At 67.2% G+C, this 19147-nt stretch carries 17 protein-coding genes; 3 read left to right on the top strand and 14 right to left on the bottom strand.

Annotated elements, in window-relative coordinates; all coding sequences use genetic code 11:
- Window positions 1–11: 11 nt before the first annotated feature.
- The 11 genes from gspE to dnaX all read right to left on the bottom strand — a co-directional run bounded on the left by gspE (window position 12) and on the right by dnaX (window position 12618).
- Window positions 12–1793, bottom strand: coding sequence for a type II secretion system ATPase GspE (gene gspE / locus H6717_05125; protein MCB9576388.1), 1782 nt, complete (start codon window positions 1791–1793; stop codon window positions 12–14).
- Window positions 1790–4354 (bottom strand): type II secretion system secretin GspD, encoded by a 2565-nt coding sequence (gene gspD, locus H6717_05120; GenBank protein MCB9576387.1) that lies wholly within the window; start codon window positions 4352–4354, stop codon window positions 1790–1792. Before gspD ends, gspE begins: the two co-directional genes overlap by 4 nt.
- 5 nt (window positions 4355–4359) lie before the next feature.
- Window positions 4360–5352 (bottom strand): general secretion pathway protein GspC, encoded by a 993-nt coding sequence (locus H6717_05115; protein ID MCB9576386.1) that lies wholly within the window; start codon window positions 5350–5352, stop codon window positions 4360–4362.
- Between the two features lie 300 nt (window positions 5353–5652).
- Window positions 5653–7080: a sigma-54-dependent Fis family transcriptional regulator gene (locus H6717_05110; GenBank protein MCB9576385.1), complete on the bottom strand. Its 1428-nt coding sequence runs from the start codon at window positions 7078–7080 to the stop codon at window positions 5653–5655.
- 109 nt (window positions 7081–7189) lie between these two features.
- Complete coding sequence (locus tag H6717_05105; GenBank protein ID MCB9576384.1) at window positions 7190–7747, bottom strand: isochorismatase family protein; 558 nt, start codon at window positions 7745–7747, stop codon at window positions 7190–7192.
- A 32-nt stretch (window positions 7748–7779) separates the two neighbouring features.
- Window positions 7780–8208, bottom strand: a complete 429-nt coding sequence (locus H6717_05100) for a hypothetical protein (protein ID MCB9576383.1) — start codon at window positions 8206–8208, stop codon at window positions 7780–7782.
- On the bottom strand, window positions 8205–8561 hold the full coding sequence (locus H6717_05095; GenBank protein MCB9576382.1) for a (2Fe-2S) ferredoxin domain-containing protein: 357 nt from the start codon (window positions 8559–8561) through the stop codon (window positions 8205–8207). Before H6717_05095 ends, H6717_05100 begins: the two co-directional genes overlap by 4 nt.
- A 33-nt stretch (window positions 8562–8594) precedes the next feature.
- Window positions 8595–9755 carry a hypothetical protein gene (locus H6717_05090; GenBank protein ID MCB9576381.1) on the bottom strand — a complete coding sequence of 387 codons (1161 nt, stop codon included), beginning with the start codon at window positions 9753–9755 and terminating at the stop codon, window positions 8595–8597.
- Window positions 9756–9770: 15 nt separating this feature from the next.
- Window positions 9771–10154, bottom strand: a complete 384-nt coding sequence (locus H6717_05085; protein ID MCB9576380.1) for a RidA family protein — start codon at window positions 10152–10154, stop codon at window positions 9771–9773.
- A 48-nt stretch (window positions 10155–10202) separates the two neighbouring features.
- A complete protein-coding gene (gene recR, locus H6717_05080) occupies window positions 10203–10811 on the bottom strand; it encodes a recombination protein RecR (protein ID MCB9576379.1) in 609 nt (202 codons plus the stop codon).
- A gap of 4 nt (window positions 10812–10815) precedes the next feature.
- Window positions 10816–12618, bottom strand: a complete 1803-nt coding sequence (gene dnaX, locus H6717_05075; GenBank protein ID MCB9576378.1) for a DNA polymerase III subunit gamma/tau — start codon at window positions 12616–12618, stop codon at window positions 10816–10818.
- A 115-nt stretch (window positions 12619–12733) separates the two neighbouring features.
- On the opposite strand from dnaX, the gene H6717_05070 reads away from it, so the two are divergent.
- Genes H6717_05070 through bioA form a run of 3 tightly spaced genes read left to right on the top strand, consistent with a single transcriptional unit; the run spans window position 12734 to window position 16384 of the window.
- On the top strand, window positions 12734–13588 hold the full coding sequence (locus tag H6717_05070; protein MCB9576377.1) for a hypothetical protein: 855 nt from the start codon (window positions 12734–12736) through the stop codon (window positions 13586–13588).
- A 4-nt stretch (window positions 13589–13592) separates the two neighbouring features.
- Window positions 13593–15089 (top strand): hypothetical protein, encoded by a 1497-nt coding sequence (locus tag H6717_05065; protein ID MCB9576376.1) that lies wholly within the window; start codon window positions 13593–13595, stop codon window positions 15087–15089.
- Window positions 15089–16384, top strand: coding sequence for an adenosylmethionine--8-amino-7-oxononanoate transaminase (gene bioA / locus H6717_05060; protein ID MCB9576375.1), 1296 nt, complete (start codon window positions 15089–15091; stop codon window positions 16382–16384). Before H6717_05065 ends, bioA begins: the two co-directional genes overlap by 1 nt.
- Window positions 16385–16518: 134 nt before the next feature.
- On the opposite strand, the gene H6717_05055 is transcribed toward bioA, so the two are convergent.
- The 3 genes from H6717_05055 to H6717_05045 form a co-directional block, all read right to left on the bottom strand.
- The gene (locus tag H6717_05055) at window positions 16519–17484 is read right to left on the bottom strand and encodes a hypothetical protein (GenBank protein MCB9576374.1); all 966 of its coding nucleotides are present in this window, start codon (window positions 17482–17484) and stop codon (window positions 16519–16521) included.
- Between the two features lie 156 nt (window positions 17485–17640).
- Window positions 17641–18525: an aminotransferase class IV gene (locus H6717_05050; protein ID MCB9576373.1), complete on the bottom strand. Its 885-nt coding sequence runs from the start codon at window positions 18523–18525 to the stop codon at window positions 17641–17643.
- Window positions 18513–19145, bottom strand: a complete 633-nt coding sequence (locus H6717_05045) for a DUF374 domain-containing protein (GenBank protein ID MCB9576372.1) — start codon at window positions 19143–19145, stop codon at window positions 18513–18515. Before H6717_05045 ends, H6717_05050 begins: the two co-directional genes overlap by 13 nt.
- Window positions 19146–19147 lie beyond the last annotated feature (2 nt).

Genomic DNA, 19147 nt, shown 5'->3' with positions numbered 1-19147 from the left:
GCCCCGCCGACTCACTCGTCGACGATGACGTCCTCCTGCGTGGCCGCCACCACCTCTTCTACCGTGGTGCGCCCCATGAGCACCTTGCGAGCACCATCGTCTCTCAAGCTGTCCATGCCCTGGCCCTGCGCGGCGCGCTTGATCGTCTGTGCGTCGGCATTTTGTAGCACCAACGAGCCAACGGCGTCGTCCGCCACCATCAGCTCGTAGATCCCGATGCGGCCGGTGAACCCCTTTTGCTCACACTTGTCGCAGCCGCGAGCACGGAAGAACGTCGGCATGTTGTCGGGATCGCGCCAGCCCACGGGCTGATAGTCCACGCCGTGGGCCTGATAGCGCGGCGACACCCGCCGCTCGTCTCGCCGTCGGGTCCGTTCCCTGTCGATGCCCAGCTGGCTGAGCTCGAACTCGCTCGCCTGGTAAGGCTCCTTGCAGTACTGGCACAACAGACGCACGAGGCGCTGCGCGAGGATCCCGATCACGGTCGAGCGTACCAAGAACGGCTCGATTTCCATTTCCACCAGGCGCGTCACCGCGCCGGCGGCGTCGTTCGTGTGGATGGTGCTGAGCACCAAGTGACCGGTCATCGACGCGTGAATGGCGATTTCCGCCGTCTCCCGGTCGCGGATCTCGCCCACCATGATGACATCCGGGTCCTGACGCAAGAAGGCGCGCAAGGCGCTGGCGAAGGTGAGGCCGATCTTGGGCTGCACTGCCACCTGGTGGATCCCGCCGATCTCGTACTCCACCGGATCTTCCGCCGTGAGGATGTTGATCTTCGGGTGGTTGATCTTGTTCAAGCAGCCGTACAGCGTCGTGGTCTTGCCGCTGCCCGTCGGACCCGTCACCAAGATGATGCCGTTCGGGCGCTGAATGAGCCCGGTCATCAGGTGGAAGTCGCGCTCGGCGAAGCCGAGATCCGTGAGCTCCAGGAGCACGTTCGTCTTGTGCAGGAGACGCATCACGATGCGCTCGTGATCCCGACTGGTGGGAATGGTGCTCACGCGCACATCGATGCTGCGGCCGGCGATGCGGAGCGAGATGCGACCGTCCTGAGGCAGGCGCTTCTCCGCGATGTTCAACCCCGCCATGATCTTGACGCGCGCCACCACGCTGCTCATGAACTGCCGGCTGGCCCGCCGCGCGACGTACAGCTGTCCGTCGATGCGGAAGCGAACCAGGACCTCTTTCTCCTCCGGCTCGATGTGAATGTCGCTCGCTCGCTCCTTCACCGCGGAGAAGAACAGTCCGTTGACCCAGCGAATGATGGGCGCATCCTCGTCCGACTCGAGGATGTCGACCTCGTTGTCGTCCCGGATCTCCTCGTCCGACTCCAGCTCGCTGTGCGTGTCCTGTCGCTCGTAGACCCGGTTGATGGCGTCCACCACCGTGTCCGGCGCCGCCACGCGAGCCACGACGGGCTTGCCGAAGGTGGCCCGCACGTCGTCAAGGGCGTCCGTATCCAGCGGGTCACCGCACACGATCTCCACGCGGTCGTCGTACTCCCCCAGGATCAGGACCTTGTGGTTCTTGGCGTAGCCGATGGGCAGGCGCGTGGCGGTGTGTGTCGGTACCTCCTCGATGTCGACCCGCTCCTGAAACGAGAGCCCGCACTCGATGGCCAGAGCGCGCGCGACGTCGGCCTCGCTGGCGGCCTTGGCCTGAACCAAGAGCTCGGTGAGCTGCGCACCCTTTTCACGCTGCTGCGTGTACAGGGGCTCGAGCACCTCCGGCGTGACCACGCCGTGGCGAACGAGGATGTCCCCGAGGGCGCGCTGCTCCGTCATCGTCATTCCACGCGCTCCACGTTCACGCTGCGCGCGATGGGGTTGATGCGGATGGGAGACTCGTTTTCCGTACGCGGCGGCGTCGGCGTGGGCGTGGGCCGGGGCGTCGGAGTGCGGCGCGGCCGGGTTCGGCGGCGCGGCGTCGTGGGCGTTGGCGTCGGTGCCGGGGCGGCTCCCCCACCGCTGCCGGGCTTGATCGACTGCGGCAGCTCGATCGGCTCCGTAGGCTTGTGCTCGAGCTTCTCCTTCGGCGCGCTCTCTTCCTCGAGACGCTGGCGCTCTTCCACTTCGCGGTAGGCCTGCCGGATGTCTTCCACCAGACCGTTGGTGCGGGAGTAGTCCCGCGGCGGCTTCCAATCTTGGCTCGCGAAAACGAAGTAGCGGTCGATGAACTCTTGCCGCTCCTGCATCTTGCGCTCGAAGATCTTGCGCAGGTCTTCCTGGTTGTTGATGACCGTCGGCGTCAGGATCAAAAGCAGGTTGGTCTTCCGCGTGGACGACTCGGAGTGGCGGAACAAGAACCCCAGCACCGGAAGGTCGCCGAGAACCGGCACCTTCTTCCGGCTCTTCACCAGGGCGTCCCGCATCATGCCGCCAATCACGATGGTCTGCTGATCGTCCACCACCGCGGTGGTGCTCGCCGTGCGCTTGGTGATGGACACCGCACCCAGCGAGCCGCTGGTGGCGCCACGCTCGCTGATCTCTTGCTCGATCTCGAGGCGAATCTGATTGGACTCGTTGATGTGCGGGGTGACCTTGATCTTGGTGCCCACGTCCTGGCGCGGCGTGTTGAAGCCGAAGCTGGGCAAGAACGACGAAAGCGCCTGATTGGCGCCGGCCTGTCCCGGGATCGCCAGGTTCGAGAGGGCGCTACTGCCACCGATGTTCTCTTGCAGTGGGATGTTCTCGCCCACGCTGATCTCCGCGGGCGTGTTGTCCGTCGCCAAGATGTGGGGAGTGGACAGCACGTTCGCATCGCCGCTCTGAGCCAGGGCGTTCAACACCACGCCGAAGGCGGGAATGCTGAGGCCGGTGCCCAACAAGTTGCTGGTGCCGCTGAGCTCGGGTCCGCGAGCGCCCAGCGCCACGCCCTGCAACAGATCGGGGTTCGCCGGGAACGTCAGCGAGTTGCCCGCTTCGAAGCCACCCAGGAGCAGCGTGTCACTGCCTCCACCCAGGTTCGTGGTGGTGCCGCCGTGAAACGACACGCCGAGCCGCATGGAACGGTCCACGGACACGTCCATGATCACGGCCTCGATGAACACCTGCCGGCGCGGCTTGTCGAGCTTGTCGACCACCAGGCGCATGGAGGCGTAGTCGCGTCCGGACGAGGTCACGATCAGCGAGTTGGTGGACTTGTCCGCGATGACGTGGATCTCGCCTTCGAACATGCCCGCGGCACCCGGCGTTCCGGGTTGGCCCGGCTGCCGCCCCTGCTGCCCTTGCAGCATTTGCGTCAGCACGTTGGCAAGATCTTCCGCGGTGGCGTTCTGCAGCGGCAGGACGTGGACCTTGCCCTCCGCCGCCGGCTGCGTGTCGATGCGCTTCATGAGCTCGAGGAGCTTCATGTAGGAATCTTCCGTACCGACGACGATGAGCGAGTTGGTCTGCTCGTCCGCGACGACCTTGGCGAGTCCGCCGTTGTTGCCCCCGCCCTGGCCGTTCTGCCCTTGCAGGTCGAACAGCTCGTTGATGCGCTTGGCCATGTCCGCGGCGGAGCCGTAGTGCACCGGCTCGATCCACATCCGAGAGCCCGCACCACCGACGTCGACCTCCTCGACCAGGCGGATCATGCGGCGGACGTTGGTGCCGGTGTCGGTGATGATCAGCAACTGCCCCGGCGCATAGATGCTGATGTCTCCCTCTTTGCTCTTGAACTTGGCGAGCAGCTGGCTGGCCTCTTCCGCCGACACGTACTTCAGGCGATACAGCCGCGTGATGAAGCGGTCCGCGTCGGGTATGGGAGCGCCGCGCGAATACACCGGGGTGGGCTGGGCGACGATGCCGCCGCTATCCACGATCTTCAGGAAGCGGCCGTGGGGGATGACCGTCATGCCGTTGGCTTCCAGGATCGAGAGGAACGCCTCGTAGGCCTCGGCCAGCGTGACGGGGGCCGGCGAAACGACGGTGGCTTTGATCTGCCTCACCTTGGGTCCGTAGATGAAGCGCTTGCCGGTCATGCCACTGATGTGATTGACCAGCTCCGCCAGGTCCGCGTCCTGGAGGTTGAACTTCACCATCGCGCCCATGGGCTTGGGACGAAATGGAACGTCCGTCGCCTTGGCGATGGACTCCATGCTGTCCGGCAACGGGCCCTTGGCGCCGGGCGGCTCGGGCGTGGCGGTCCCCGTCTTGGGCGTAGCGGTTCCGGCTGCACCGCCCGTCGTTGGCGGCGGCGGATTCGGCGCCCCCACGGGCCTGGGCGCCCCAGGACGAATGGGAGTAGGGAGTCTCGGGGTGGGGCGGGAGCGAATGGGAGGAGCCTGAGCGATGCTCGGCGCCGCGGTGAGTAGAGCGGCGGAGCCCAGGAGCCAGGTGATCGCCCAGGTGCGAAAGCTTCGATACATGCTGTTCACTTGATCCGAAAGTCGATGCTCATCGGGTTGCCGCGGCGGTTCACTTTCACGTTGAGGTTGCTCGCGGTCCGAAGGCGCGCGTACGCCTCGAGGGCCTTCTCGGGACTGGCCATGTTGAATCCGTTGATGGACTCGAGCCGGTCGCCGTTTTGGAAACCCAGGGTGCCGAGGAGGGTGTCCGGGCGAATGCCGAACAAGCGAATGCCGACCACCTTGCCGGCCTGCTGCTCCGGAACGATTCGCGCCGAGCGCATCAGCTCGGCCTGGTTTTCCAGGATCTTGTCCACCACGGAGCGGTCCACCTGGAACTCCGTCTCGCTCACCTTCTGGATCTTGCTGGCGATGTCGGACGGTACCGGGGACGGCCCACCGCGGGTGGGCTGAGGCGTGGGCGTGGGGCTGGGCGCCGCGGCTTGCGGCTTGGGCGTCGGCTGCTCGGAGAACAGCAACGCCTGACACAGGGAGCCGCCAGTGGTCACCCACACGGCGGGGCTGCGCTCCACGGGATTGAATCCGATGTAGGCGACCTCACCGCTGCCCACCTTGTCGCCCACGCGACGGATGGTGGGCCGGGCTTCTCCTGGGCCCTGCATGGCTGCGATGGACCAGGTGGGGTCCATGGACTCGGTCACGATGCTCACGCGGATTTCGCCGCAGTGCTGCGCGCTCAAGGGGTCCGAGAGATCCGGCTTCTGGCTCTGGGCCATGGGCAGCTCCACGCTCTGCGCGTTCAACGGCCCGGTCTCGTGATCGAAGGGATTGCGCGACAAGATCGGCTCGGCGCTCTTGCTCCGCTTGTTGGCACTGGCCGCGCGCAACGCCGACAGATCTCGGGAGGGCGGCGGCGCCTGGGCGAGAGTGGAAGCGTCTACACCGATGGACGCACCCACGAGCTCGGTGGTCCCCGATGCCTGGAAGTACGCCATCAGGGCGACCAGCCCCAGGATCACGAGCGTGAAATACTTCTTGAGCAGTGCGTCGATTGCCACGGGATGTCCCGGCAGGGTTAGAGCGAAACCCGTGCCAGCGGTCAATGGTCAAAAAGGCCCGGATATTCCTTGGGTTATGGATGGGCATGGGGGGTGTCTTCGCGCCAAGCTGGCAAAGGAACCCCTCGACGCACGTCCAGGGTGACAAACTGTCAATCCGATCCGCCGAAGGCCCGTAAATCGAGGTGGGTCACGGCCGACCGCGACGCCGCCGCTTCCGGCAGCGATAGCGCCGTATTCCAGTGGGACGACAGTGTGGTTCCGCGGCGGACCAACAAAAAATCGGCCCCCGCAGGCCGGCTACTCGGTCTCGCCGAGCTTTCGGTAGATGGTGCGGGTGGAGATGCCGAGCAGTTGGGCGGCCAGGGACTTGTCGCCGCTGGTGTAGCCCAAGGTCTCGCGGATCATGCGGTGCTCGACCTCCGACAGCGGCGTACCGATCGGAAAGGTGAGCGCCGACGGCGTGGGCGCACTGGCCTGCGCCACCACCTCCGGCAGATCCTCGAGGGCGAGCACGTCCGAGCGACACAACACCGCTGCGCGCTCCACCACGTTCTCGAGCTCGCGCACGTTGCCCGGCCAGGAGTAATCCATGAGCTTTCCGAGCGCTTCCTTCGACACCTCGAGACGCGTGCGGCCGTTCTTCTTGCAGTACACGCCCAAGAAATGGTCCACGAGCAGCGGGATGTCCTCGCGGCGATTGCGAAGTGGCGGCGCGGTCACCGCGATCACGTTGAGGCGATAGAAGAGATCTTCACGGAAGCGCCCTGCCTCCACCTCGGCCGTCAGGTCGCGATTGGTCGCCGCGACGATGCGCACGTCGGCCTTCACCGTGTTGCCGCCCACCGGCTCGTACTCACCCTCCTGCAGCACCCGCAAGATCTTCACCTGCACCGCCGGCGTCAGCTCGCCGATCTCGTCCAGGAACAAGGTCCCACCTCGGGCCTTGGCGAAGCGCCCTTCCCGCTTGCTGACGGCACCGGTGAAGGCCCCGCGCTCGTGGCCGAAAAGCTCGGCTTCCAGGATGGTTTCCGGGATCGCCGCGCAGTTCACGGCCACGAACGGACCCGAGGCGCGCGCGCTCTTTTCGTGAATGTAGCGAGCGATGAGCTCCTTGCCGGTTCCGCTCTCCCCCAGCACCAGCACCGTGGCGCTGGACGGCGCCGCTTGGGTGGCGATGTCGAGGACGCGGCGCAGCGCCGGGCTCTGACCCACGATCTCCCGCGTGGTGAGGAGCTTCAGCTCCTCGCGCAGCGAACGGTTCTCCGCCACCAACGAGTGCCGCTCGGCCGCCTTGCGCACGCTCTTCACGATCGTCATGCGCTTGAGTGGCTTCTCCACGAAGTCGTAAGCGCCCTCGCGCATGGCCTGTACCGCGGTCTCCACCGTACCGTAGGCCGTCATCATCACGACCTCGGTGTCCGGAGAAATCTCTTTCAGCGCGCGCAAGAGCTCCACGCCGTTCACCCCCGGCATCATCAGGTCCGTGAGCACCACTTGCACGCGGTGCTTGCGCGCGACATCGAGAGCGGCCTTGGCGCCATCTGCTGCGAACACCCGCATGCCCTCCCGCTGGAAGATCTTCTGCAGGCTGGTGAGGTTCGACGCTTCGTCGTCCACCACCAACACCGTGACGTCCGCGTTCGCTGCCGTCGGCGCGGAGGGGGGCGCGTCGCTCTCGCGACTGGATGCCGATGTGTCCGGTCCCGCTGCCATGGTGTCGACCATCCAGACACATTGTCACCAGGCTGCCAAGTCGACAAGATCAAAGCGCAAACACGCTCACAAACAATTGTAATTCTTATATTTTGTCAGTTCGTCGCGATTCCCGTCGCGGTCAGCGGATCAGCTTGGATATCTGCTTGAAGGCGTCCGAGCCCGCCCGCGCGAGCCAGTCGAAGGCCACGCTCTCGCTCGTGGTCCGCACGGCGCCGGCCTTTTCGCACAGCCCGATGCCCGTCGCGCGGTGATCGTCGCGGCGGGAGGCCACGCCGTCGATGGGCACGTACACGTCGTAGCCCCGCGCCACCAAATCCCGCGCCGTCTGGAACACGCACACGTGACTCTCCATGCCCAGCAGCACGACCGCCTTGGCCCCGGTCGCCGACAGCGCGTCCGAGAAGCCTGCGGCATCGCAAGCAGAGAAATCCGTCTTCTCGAAACGCGGCGCCTCTGCCGCCGAGAGCAGCTCGCTCACCTCCGGCACCGTCGACCCGAGGCCCTTCGGGTATTGCTCCGTGGCCAGCACCGGCGCACCGAGCACGCGCGCGGACTCGATCAGGATACGCGCGGCCCGCACCACTTCGGCGCGTTGCTCTTGGGGCATGACCGCGGCGAGGCGGTCCTGAATGTCGACGACGATGACGGCGGTGTGCTTCGGATCGAGACGGTCCATGGCGCCGTAGTATCGCGGCCGCGTCCGCGCGGCTAGTGCACGAGCCAGTCTGCCAGCCGTTGGCGATAATCGTGGCGCAGCTCCACCTGCCCCAGCTCTGCGCCGGACGCGTTCCGCAGCGTTCCCGCCACGGTGCTGAGGGCCATCAGCGGCGTGGTTCGGGCGCTCAGGCGTCGCGCCGACAGGGTGAGCCGACGTCCGTCGGCGGCCTGGAACTCCAGTCGATACGCGTCCGGGTGGGTGGACAGCGCCCGGAGATCCACAAGGCCGGTGACCTGCGCGTGGGTCGCGAGGGGCGGCGCGTGCAAGCGGCCTTCGACGCGCACGGCGGAGCGGGGCGGCAGCACCCAGCGTCGTGTGGATGCGAGCCAGATGCCGATGGGCAGCGGGCGGTCGCGCCCTTCAGCCAGCGTCAAGCTACCGAACAGCTCCTGGCGAAGACCGAACGGCGCCAGCATCAACCGTTCAGTTTCTTGAGCTCACGCGGCTCGATGAAGTCGTCGTCGGAGAGCAGCAAGCGCTGCACGGGCTCGCCCTTCTCCAACGCGTCGACGATTTCCGGAAGGTCGGCTTCGGTGACTCGGCCGTAGAAGTAGCCATCGGGCTCCACCGCGATGCTGGGTCCGACCCAGCACGTGTCCAGGCAGCTGGACGTGCACGCCCGCGCCTCCACCGCCGCCAAGCCCCGCTCCTTGAGCATGGTCTTCAGCTTGGCATGGAGCTCCACGGAGCCGCGGGCGGCGCAGGATCCCTTGGGCGCACCGTCCGGACGACGGTTCACACACACGAACAGGTAGCGCTTGCGTCGAGCCATGCGCCGGGAGCTTTCAGCTCGATGGCCTTCGGGTCAAGCGGAGTCGCTGGCGTCCACCACCGGAGCCGGTTCGGCGTCGGTCGCTTCGGGCGCCGCCGGCGGCCGCATCACCGGGATCCGCAGGCTCCCGGCGTTCTGGGTCAGCATCAAGCTCACCGCCTTCTCGAAGTAGCCCCGGAGAAAGCCGACCTCGTGGGGAGGATCGGTGATCAGCCCACAGCGGTCGATGCACTTGATCGCCGCCACCACCTCCAGCGCGGCTTGCTCGCCTTCACGCGCCAGGATGGACAGCGCGCTGTCGCGCATGGCGCGCGTGAGCCCGGCGCGGCGTTGTGGCGAGAAGTAGCGATCCGTCGCTGCGTCGATCTCCTTCTCGAGCAGCTCCTTGAGCGCTTCCTGGTCCGGCTCCTTGCCGGGGGTGATGGTCTCGCCCAGCTTCATCATCATCTCGTCCACGGCGGCCCGCGTGGGGAACCAGCCCCGGAACTCCGGATAGCCATGGAGCTTGGTGGAGCCGGCACCCATTTCCGAAGCGTCCTCGTCCGACAGCTCCAGGCCCTCATCGTCGAAAGGATGCACTGGTGCCTTGTCGGGCACCGGCGTGATCAACGCCTGGGCGCTGGTGAGCCCCAAGGGCTCCGGAGCGCCGCCCTCCGCGTGGTGCTTGCGTGCCTCGGCGATGCGATACCGGGCCCATTCCACCGGGACCTTCACCGGCTTGTACTGGGCGCCGGGCAACACCTTCGCCATCGCGTCCTTGAGGCCGGACTGGCTCATCTCTCCCACGTCCACGCGATGGATGCCGACCTCGTCGTTGAGGAACACGAACGCGGAGCGAGACCGCTTCGCCACCGAGCGGGTGGCCACCACGAACAGCAGGCTTCCGGCGGTGTCGGGGGCCAGCATGTACGCTTCGACGATCTCTTCCGACTTGGGTGCCGCCGGCTTTTCCTTCTTCGGCTCCCCCACGGCCACGCCACGGGACTTGAGCACGCTGAGGCCGCGGCGCGCCGCCTTGCGAACCGGGCCGCTGGCCCCCTCCGCTGCTGCCATCACGGCGGCGGTGTTTTTCGCCTGCACCCAGGCGTCTACCAGCGCCACGGCGGCGCTTCCGGCGCTATCCAGCGCCGTGAGGGCGTCCTCTGCGCTCGCCTTCACCAGCGCCGCGTCGAGCTTTTCTTCGGTCTTGGCCATGTGTCGTCTCCGCTTTCAGCCGCGGCGCGCGATGGCATCGATCTCGACGCGGGCGCCCTTCGGCAAGCGAGCCACCTGTACCGTCGCGCGCGCCGGCGGCTCGGCCGGGAAGTACGTCGCGTACGCGGCATTGACTCGCGCAAAATCATCCATGTCCTGGAGGTAGATCGTGGTCTTCACCACCGCACCGAAATCGACTCCCGCTGCGTCGAGCACCACGCTGAGATTCTTCATCACCTGGTGGGTCTGCGCTTCGATGTCACCCTCGCACAGCTCGCCGCTGCTCGGGTCGAGGGGGATCTGTCCGCTGGTGAAGACCAAGTCGCCGCTGATCACGGCCTGGCTGTAGGGTCCGATGGCGGCCGGGGCCTTGTCCGTCTTGATGATCCGTTTCGGCATGGGGCGCGCATCTTGACGCCAGCCGGGGTCGGGATCAACGGGCAGAGATCAGATGTTTCGGCGCCCGTCGATGGCGCGGCCGAGGGTGATCTGATCGGCGAATTCCAGGTCTCCGCCGTGCGGCACACCGCTGGCGATGCGGCTCACCTTCACCCCCGCGCGGCCGAGCTCCCGCGCCAGGAGCAGGGCCGTCGCTTCCCCGTCCACCGAGGGCGGCGTGGCCACGATCACCTCCGACACGCCGTCCTCGCGGATGCGCGCCGAAAGGGCCTCCAGCGGCAGCTCTTCGGGCCCCACGCCGTCCAGCGGGGAGAGCAGCTTGTCGAGCACGAAATAGCGGCCGCGCATGGCCGAGCTCTTCTCTATGGCAATCAGGTCTTGGACCTTGGCCACGACACACAGCAGCGTGGGATCGCGCCGTGAGTCTCGGCACACGGTACATACCGCGTGACCGTCCTCGTCCACCGCGGCGAGGTTTCCGCAGCGCTCGCAGGGCCGTACTCGATCGGGCAAGCTCGAGAGCTCCTCTCCCAGGCGCGCCGCGAGCTCACCGCCCTCGGAGCACAGGTACAGGGCAAAGCGCTGTGCGGTCTTCTCGCCCACGCCAGGCAGGCGGGACAGGAGCTGGATCACTCTCGAAAGCTGTTCGGGTAACACGGCATCACTCGTTGGCGAGCTTCACGTCTTTGATGCGGGCGCCGAGAATCTCCACGGCGCCCAGCACGCTGGGGTGGTTCTTGGCAGCGTGCATGGCCTTCCGCACGCGCTGCTCTCGGGCGCGGACTTCCCGCGCGGCGACGGTATCGAAGGCTCGCGCCCGCTCGGAGTCGAGCTCGATCACCACGTGGGGCTCCTTGCCGAGCACCGTGCGCGCGGCGCGCTTGAGCGCTTCGAGCGTCTCCTTCTCGCTCGCCTGCTTGGAGAACACGCTGTCCGGCGGGTAGCCGACCACGATCTCGTCCGCGGAGAGCGACAGTGGCGCCGCGTGCTCCAAGATGGCGGCCAGCTCCGGCCGCGCTTCCGCCAGATGGTTCAACAAGGCGACCCACTGGGAAAGGAGCGCTTCGTCCGCCGACGGCGGGGGCGGCGCGGGAGCCGGGGCCGGATCCGGCGGCGGAACCACCCGCAGAGGGGCGACCGCTGGAGGCTCGTCGCGTCGGTCCTCCTTCGGCGGCGGACGCGGCGCCGGACGCTGCTCCCGGGGACGACCCCCGCTGCGCTCCGGCCCGCTGCGCGGCGCAGTGCGCGGCGGCTCGGCCGCGGCCGCGCGACTCCCGCCGCCTCCCGCGAGGCGGCGTTCGAGGGACGAAAGGCGACCCACGAGGTCGTCGACGGGCATCAGCGGCGGCCGCCGACACAACCGTACCAAGAGCATCTCGAGCGCAGCGCGTGGCTGCCCGCTGCGTACGACGTCGTCGAAGCCTTGGGAAAAGCCCTGATGCAGCCGCAGTAGATCGTCGGCGTCCGTGCGCTCGGCCAGCGCAGTCACGTCGCGCTTCTCCTCGTCGGCGAGATCCAACAGCTCCCCCGGCGATGCGCACACCTTGGCGACGACCAAGTCACGCAACAGCTCGAGCAGATCCCGCGCCACGTGCACCATGTCGAAGCCCTGGCCGGAAAGGTCCGCCAACACGTGCAGGCAGCGCTCTGCTTCGCCGACGACCAGTCCGCTGGCGACGTCGTGAAGGACCTGACGACTGGCGACCCCCAGCACGCGAGCAACGTCCTGCCCACTGAGCGTTTCTCCGCCCCAGGCGATCACCTGATCCAGCAGGCTCATCGCGTCCCGCATGCTGCCGGCGGCTTCTCGGGCCAAGATGCCGATGGCGGTGTCGTCCGCCTTGACGTTCTCCGAGTCCAGCACGTGCCGCAGACGAGCGGCGATCAGCTGGGTGGGGATCAGCTTGAAGTCGAAGCGCTGTACTCGGGAGAGGATGGTGACCGGGACCTTGTGCACCTCCGTGGTGGCGAAGATGAACTTCACGTGCGGCGGCGGCTCTTCGAGCGTCTTCAGGAATGCGTTCCACGCGCTCTGGCTGAGCATGTGGACCTCGTCCACGATGAAGATCTTGAAGCGATCCCGCGCGGGCCGGTAGGGCAGCTGCTCTTGGAGGCGCCGGACTTCGTCGACGCCGTTGTAGCTGGCGCCGTCGATCTCCCGCACGTCCACGTCGGTGCCCGCGGCGATCTCCTTGCAGGCCGCGCACTCGAGGCAAGGCGTGACCGTTGGCCCAGGGTCCTTTCCGGGCTCCACGGTCCCGGGCTTGCCCATGCAGTTCAGGGCTTTGGCCAGGATGCGTGCGCTGGTCGTCTTGCCCACGCCCCGCACACCGGTGAACAGGAACGCGTGGGCGACCCGTCCGCTCTTGATGGCGTTCTCCAGCGTGCGAGCAACGTGGTCCTGCCCGACCAGATCCTCGAACGCCATGGGCCGCCATTTGCGCGCCAACACTACGTAGCTCATGCCGGTTCCGTCGCTACCAGATCGCCGCGCGCGCCAAAAGCCCTGGGCGGCGGGCCTAGGGAAAGGCAGCGCGAGCCTTGTTTCGGATGACCGCACTCTGCGGTAGCTTGGGTCCGTGCGAAACAGAGCGGTCGTCGTACTGGCATTCGGCCTCGCCGCCTGCGCCCGGGCGCAGCGGCCGCCGGATGTCTCGCCACCGCCGCCATCACCGCCACCGACGGCTTCCACGACGGCCACGCCGCCGCCGGTCCCCGAGAAAGCCGCGCCGCCGCCCCTCGTGCTCGAGCCGATGAAGGAGCCGGCGCCCGCGACGCCCTCCGCCCACGTCGACATCAAGTTTCCCATCGCAGAGCAGGTGCTCTCCCCGGCGAAGGTCGACAAGTACGTCGTGCGCGTCACCATCGAGCACTGGAAGACGGGGACCGATGGCGAGGGCGTCGAGATCAGCCTCGACGGCGGAAGACCGCGACGACTGACAGGCGGCACCATTCCACTCCGGGACCTGGTGACCGCCGGTCAGGAGCTCTCCCCCGGCGCTCATTTCCTGTCCGCAGCCGCGATCCGCAGCGACGGGACCATAGCTCGCGCGCCCAAGCCCACGTCTCTCGCGCCTTGGGCGCTGATCCGCTTCTGGGTCGGCGCCCGGGGAGAGCGCGAAGATCCGGGCCCCAAGGTGATCGTCCTCCAGCCACAGGGCACCTACAACGGCGAAGCCAGCGCCAATGGCGCGTTCGTCGATTGCCTGCCGTTCTATGCGGCGGTGGGTAGGGACGCCGAGCTGCGAGTGCGCGTCCGCGGCGCCGGCCGGAAGGGTGAGCGTGTGCTGTCGAGCTGGCAACCGCTCGCGCTGCGAGAGCTGCCCAGTGGGGATTTCACCGTGGAGTGCGCCTTGGTGAAGGGGGATGCGGTCATCGCCCAGGACCAGGCCACCATAACGGTGAATCGCGACGCGCCCGTCAAGAGCGACTGAGCACATGGACGCCCCGTTCTTGGTCGGTCTGCTCACGGCGTGGGCCATCGCCCAGGTGGCCATGGGCATCTTCTTCGTGCTGGCCTTCACCCTCGGGCGCCGCGACGACGACTACCTGTTGTTCGGGCTTTTGTGTCTGGACTTGGCGGTGACCACCGGTGCCATCGCCTGGGGCTACTCCACGCACGAGATCGAGGCGTGGAAGGCACCGGCTCGCACCGCGCATCTGGGCGCGATCTTCGGAGGTGCGCTGAACCTGCACTTCGTGATCCGCTTCGCGCGGCTCGAACGGCCGCGGCGCGCGCTGCCGCTGCTGTATGCGCTGGCGGCGCTCTTGTCGGTCCCCCTGCTGTCGGGAAACTGGTGGATCCCCGACTCCTTCAGCGTTCACGACGTGGTCGTCTTCGGCCACGCCATTCCCCACGTGTTGGCCCATCCGACGGTGTTCGCCAGCGCCGCCCACGTGGTCACGGCGCTGGAGCTGAGCGCTAGCTTGTCCATCCTACTGATCGCCTATCGCTCCGGCCGCAAAGAGGCCCTCACCTCCTGCATCGGCGGCTTCTTGATGCTGGCTGCAGGCGTCAACGACATGCTGCTGGCCGTCGGGATCAACGATCACTCGGTGTACGTCCTGCCCCACGCTTTCATGATCTACGCCTTCGGCGTGGGAAGCACGCTGCTGGTGCGCTATCGGATGACCGCGGGGGCGCTGGAGCAGGTCGAAACGGATCTTCAAAAGAAGACCGAAGAGCTTCGGCATTCCCACGCCGAGCTCCAGGAAGTCCAGGTGGAGCTGGTCAAGAAGGAGCAGCTCGCGTCCGTGGGTGAGCTGGCCGCCGCCATCGCCCACGAGGTCCGAAACCCCTTGGCCATCATCATGAACGCGGTGGCCGGGCTCCGCCGCTCGCGCGTCACGGAACAGGACCGCGCCACACTGCTGGACATCGTGGACGAGGAAACGGCGCGGCTCAATCGACTGGTCACGGACTTGCTCCGCTTCGCTCGGCCCGTGAACGTGAAGCGCTCCCAGTCCATCTTGGAAGAGCTCGCGGAGCGCACTCGGGCCGTCGTCGGAGAGAACCACGAGCTTGCGATTACCATCGTCGATGGCGCCCCCAGACAGATCTGGGTGGACGCGAGCTTGATGCGCTTGGTGTTCGACAACCTGGTCGAGAACGCCTGCCAAGCAATGCCCGACGGCGGCAAGGTGGAGATCGTGCTGAGCCCGGCGGACGACGACGGTTCTCGGGCGAGCATCCAGGTGAAGGACTCCGGTCCGGGCATGAGCGCCTCGGTGTTGGAGCGGGCCGGGGATCCCTTCTTCACCACACGGCCCAGCGGTACCGGCCTCGGCCTCCCCATCGTTCAGCGCATCACCGAAGCCCACGGAGGCACGCTCAAGATGCAGAGCGTGGTAGGCCACGGAACCACCGTGACCGTCGTGCTGCCGATCGGCTCACCGGAGCCCTCGGCCCCCGACATCGATCCCAAGGTTGCCTGATGCCCGTGGACGAAAAGCAGCTCATTTCCCTCGACAAGCGCTACCTGTGGCACCCGTACACGCCGATGCAGGAGTATCTGGAGAGCGTGGAGCCGCTGGTCGTCACCCGCGCCGACGGCGCGCGGCTGTTCGACCACGACGGTCGCTCCTACATCGACGGCAACTCGTCGTGGTGGACGGCGCTTTTGGGGCACGGACACCCCCGCCTGGTGGAGGCGCTCTGCCGCCAAGCGCGAACGCTGGCGCACACGTCCCTTGCCGGCATCACTCACGAACCAGCGGCGCGGCTGGCCCAAGAGCTCGCGGAGGTCGCTCCCGAAGGGCTCGATCGCGTGTTCTTCAGCGACGACGGCTCCACCTCCGTGGAGGTCGCCATGAAGCTCGCGCTCCAGTACTGGGCCCAGAACGGTCGCCCCGAGCGTCGTCGCTTCTTGGCCTTGGATGGCGCGTTCCATGGAGAGACCCTGGGCGTCACGGCGCTCGGCGGCGTGGAGGTGTTTCGTCGCCCCTTTGCTTCGGTGGTGCTCGACTGCGTGCACGTGCCCACCACCACCGACGGTCACGAGCGGGCCTTCGCCGCGCTGGAGAAGGCGCTCCAAGAGGGCGCCGACTCCCTCGCGGCGGTGGTGCTGGAGCCGATGGTGCAGGGCGCCGCCGGCATGCAAATCTACGATGCCGAGTACTTGCGCCGTGCCCGCGAGCTGACCACGCGCCACGACGTGTTCCTGATCTTGGACGAGGTGTTCACCGGCTACGGACGCACGGGGCCGATGTGGGCGGGCAGCCACGCCGGAGTGATCCCCGACATCTCGTGCACCGCGAAGGGCTTCTCCGGCGGCATGCTGCCGATGGCAGCAACGCTCGCCACGCAGCGCATCTTCGACGGCTTTCTGGGTGATCCGAGTCGCGCGTTCTTCTATGGCCACACCTACTGCGGCAATCCGTTGGGCGCCGCCGTGGCGCGCGAGGTGCTCGCGATCTACCGCGAAGAAGACGTGCTCGGCCGCGCTGCGCCCAAGGCGGAGCGCATCCGAAGGACGTTCGCCGAGCTCGAAGGCGTGCCGGGAGTCAGCCGCAGCCGGAGCCTCGGGATGATCGGCGCCCTCGACTTGCCCGGCGACGGCTACCTGGATCGCGCCGGCCGCCGCGTGTACGAAGAGGGACTGCGGCGCGGCGCCTACCTCCGGCCTCTGGGCAACGTGGTGTACCTGGCCCCGCCGCTCACGATCCCCGACGAAGATCTCGACGAGCTGCTCGGGATCTTCGCTGAATCCGTACGCACCGTGCTTGCTTGACGCAGATTGTTGGTTCGGCGCGAACCCCGTCGCGGCGCGCATCCAATCCACGCCGGGGCTCGCGCCGTACCGACAAAAAAAGGCCGCCCGACTCCCGAAGGAGCCGAGCGGCAAAGACGAAACGAAAACGCCGCTTACTGGTAGGACGCGACGACGTTGCTGTCGCCGAGGCCGTCGAAGCCGGCCTTCACGTTGTAGACGGCGGTTCCCGAGTTGCAGGTGAGAGTGGCGGAATTGCCGGCGTCACCCGCGGTCTGCACGTTGCAGCCGCTGGGAGCGGTGCCGAAATCCACCGTGCCTTGCGTGGGAGACTGCGCCTGCACGGCGTAGTTCCCGGTGCTGGGCAGCGTGAGCACGATGTTGCCATCCTCGGAGTCGATGGTGCCGCCGGTGGCGGTATCCGAGATGCTGGCGATGCTGAGCTCGATGGCGTTGTCGGTCTCGAGGCCCGTGGTGTGGATGGTCACGTTGTCCGCGACATTGATCACCTTGACGCTGCCGTCGCAGGTCACGTTGGTGGTGGTGACGGTGGCGGCGCCGCTGAGCGTGCAGTCACCCAGCTTGTCGTTGTTGATGGTGACCGTGGAGGACGTGCCCACGAAGTTGACCTTCACGTTGCCCGGATTGATGGGGCCGCTGCCGTGGTTGTGAACGACCAGGGGACCGTCGAAAGTCTCCGGAAGATTGACCACGATGTCCGCACCCAGACCGTTGGTGCCGCCGTTGCGGCTGGTGGTCACGGTGACGTTGCCGCCATCCTTGATGTCGAGGACGAGGTTGGTGTTCATTTCCTCGATAGCCGCGTCCTTGGCGTCGTGCGCGCGGCGAGAGAACGGCGAGAAGGTGACCTCCACCTTGTCCGTGGTGGACTTGCCCACGGTGATGTCGCCGTAGACGCCATCGATGGTGACGGTGCCGCCGGAGGCCCAGGTGGCCGACTTGGAGACGTCCGTCCCGTTGAAGCGGGTGAGCGACTTGGCCACGCAGGTCCCGCCCTGGTTCTGCTCGTCCTCGGCGCAAGCGACCTCGCAGCCCGTTGCGGCGCTCAGCGCGAAGGCGGAAGTGAGAACGATACCCAGGAAATAGAAAGCTCTTTTCATCTCGGCTTTACCTCGTCGGAAGGAATCTACGGACCGACCCGGGGGTGTCTTCCCTAGCCCCCAGTGCACAGTGGCGGCACCGTGGGTCGAGCCTTGCACGATTAGACCTGCCTGGGCCCTGCACAATTCACGCGAATCCCCGACTGGACGCAGAAATCAGGGGCCCTTCAGGCTTCCGGCACCGGAGCCCATCGCCATGATATTGCTTACTTTTTCAAGGAACCTGCGATGCAGCTCACGGGCTCGTGGGCCTGGCTTCCCGTCCCCCACGGCAGCGCCGTCCACGTGCACCACGGGCAAGAGCTCCCGAATGCTCGAGGTGATGAAGATCTCCTCGGCTCGGCCGAGGTCGTCCACCGACAGCGGACGCAGCGAGACCTCCGCCAGCTCGAGGATGACTGCGCGAGTGATGCCCGGAAGGATGCCGGCGGTCTCCGGCGGCGTACACAGCTGCCCGTCGATCACCGCGAACACGTTGGAGCTTGCACCTTCCACCACGTTGCCGCTGCCATCCACGATCAACGCCTCCGCGGCCCCAGCGGCTCGGGCTTCCCGCAGCGCGAGCACTGCGACCAGATAGTTGCCGATCTTGGCGCTCGACGCCTCCGTGGCCTCTGCGGTCCTGAGCGTGCGATACGTGATGACGTCGATGCCGTGCTCGTAGCTCTCCGGAGGCGGCGACGCGAGCGGCCCCGCGATGATCACGCGACGCGGCTTGGCGTCGAAGCTCGTGTCCAGGCCCATGGGGCCACTGCCGCGCGTGATCATGACCCGGACGTAGCTCTCGGGATTGCCCGCGTGAGCCACGGCGCGTTCGATTTCGGCTTCCAACTCCTGGGCCGGGAGCGGCAGATCGATGAACACGCTGCGGGCGCTGCGGGCCAGCCGGGCGACGTGCTCCGTGAGCGCGAAGCAGCGCCCAGAGTAGGTGCGAATGGTCTCGAACACCGAGTCGCCGTACAAGAACCCGCGATCGAAGACGCTGACCACCGCGTGCTCCGGGGCAAACGGCGCGCCGTCTATGAACACTACTGTGGGCATGACGCCTCCGGCAGCGCGGGCAGCATGGCTCGACGTTCGGCTTCGTCGTTGGCCGCGTGGATGGCTTGCTCGAGCAGCTCGGGTTGCGCGAGCGCTCGCGCGGGATCGAGCGCCGGTCCAGCGACGACCACGATGCGGGCGAAGGGCAACGGCAGCTGGAAGTGATCCCAGGCCCGAGACAAGAGCCACCGGCGCGACGCCCAGGCGCCCACGGGCACCAGGCGCGCCTTGCCCAGGCGCGCAGCCTGCGCGGCTCCGGGCTTCGCCCGATGCAGCGGACCGCGGGGCCCATCCACGGCGAACACTGCGGAGCCGCCAGCACGTAGCCGCCGGATGATGGCGCGGAGGCCCGACGCTCCCCCCCGAGAGCTCGATCCGCGCACGACCCCGAGGCCCAGCGCGCGCATGGCCCCGTGCGACACGGCGCCATCCCGGGACCAGCTCACCAGCGCCGTGGTGCGCGGCGGCCTCGCCCGGGTGAGCGCGAGCTGCGTCCCGTGCCAGAACGCGAGCACCATGGGTTCCACGCCCAGGGCAGCGGGCGCATGGACGCGGACTCGCCAGGTCCAACCCCACAAGCGAACCAGGAGGCCGACGGCGAATCCGATGCAGAACCGCACGC

It is taken from the genome of Polyangiaceae bacterium (genome assembly GCA_020633235.1).
Taxonomy (GTDB): domain Bacteria; phylum Myxococcota_A; class Polyangia; order Polyangiales; family Polyangiaceae; genus JACKEA01.
The sequence above is the reverse complement of the archived record's forward strand: the minus strand, read 5'-3'. Positions and strand labels throughout refer to the sequence as shown.

Coding starts and splice junctions, on each gene's coding strand:
- dnaX (MCB9576378.1), bottom strand. CDS start 12,618: ATGAGCTACGTAGTGTTGGCGCGCAAATGGCGGCCCATGGCGTTCGAG.
- bioA (MCB9576375.1), top strand. CDS start 15,089: ATGCCCGTGGACGAAAAGCAGCTCATTTCCCTCGACAAGCGCTACCTG.
- gspD (MCB9576387.1), bottom strand. CDS start 4,354: ATGTATCGAAGCTTTCGCACCTGGGCGATCACCTGGCTCCTGGGCTCC.
- H6717_05050 (MCB9576373.1), bottom strand. CDS start 18,525: ATGCCCACAGTAGTGTTCATAGACGGCGCGCCGTTTGCCCCGGAGCAC.
- H6717_05110 (MCB9576385.1), bottom strand. CDS start 7,080: ATGGTCGACACCATGGCAGCGGGACCGGACACATCGGCATCCAGTCGC.
- H6717_05065 (MCB9576376.1), top strand. CDS start 13,593: ATGGACGCCCCGTTCTTGGTCGGTCTGCTCACGGCGTGGGCCATCGCC.
- H6717_05095 (MCB9576382.1), bottom strand. CDS start 8,561: ATGGCTCGACGCAAGCGCTACCTGTTCGTGTGTGTGAACCGTCGTCCG.
- H6717_05085 (MCB9576380.1), bottom strand. CDS start 10,154: ATGCCGAAACGGATCATCAAGACGGACAAGGCCCCGGCCGCCATCGGA.
- H6717_05055 (MCB9576374.1), bottom strand. CDS start 17,484: ATGAAAAGAGCTTTCTATTTCCTGGGTATCGTTCTCACTTCCGCCTTC.
- gspE (MCB9576388.1), bottom strand. CDS start 1,793: ATGACGATGACGGAGCAGCGCGCCCTCGGGGACATCCTCGTTCGCCAC.
- H6717_05105 (MCB9576384.1), bottom strand. CDS start 7,747: ATGGACCGTCTCGATCCGAAGCACACCGCCGTCATCGTCGTCGACATT.
- H6717_05090 (MCB9576381.1), bottom strand. CDS start 9,755: ATGGCCAAGACCGAAGAAAAGCTCGACGCGGCGCTGGTGAAGGCGAGC.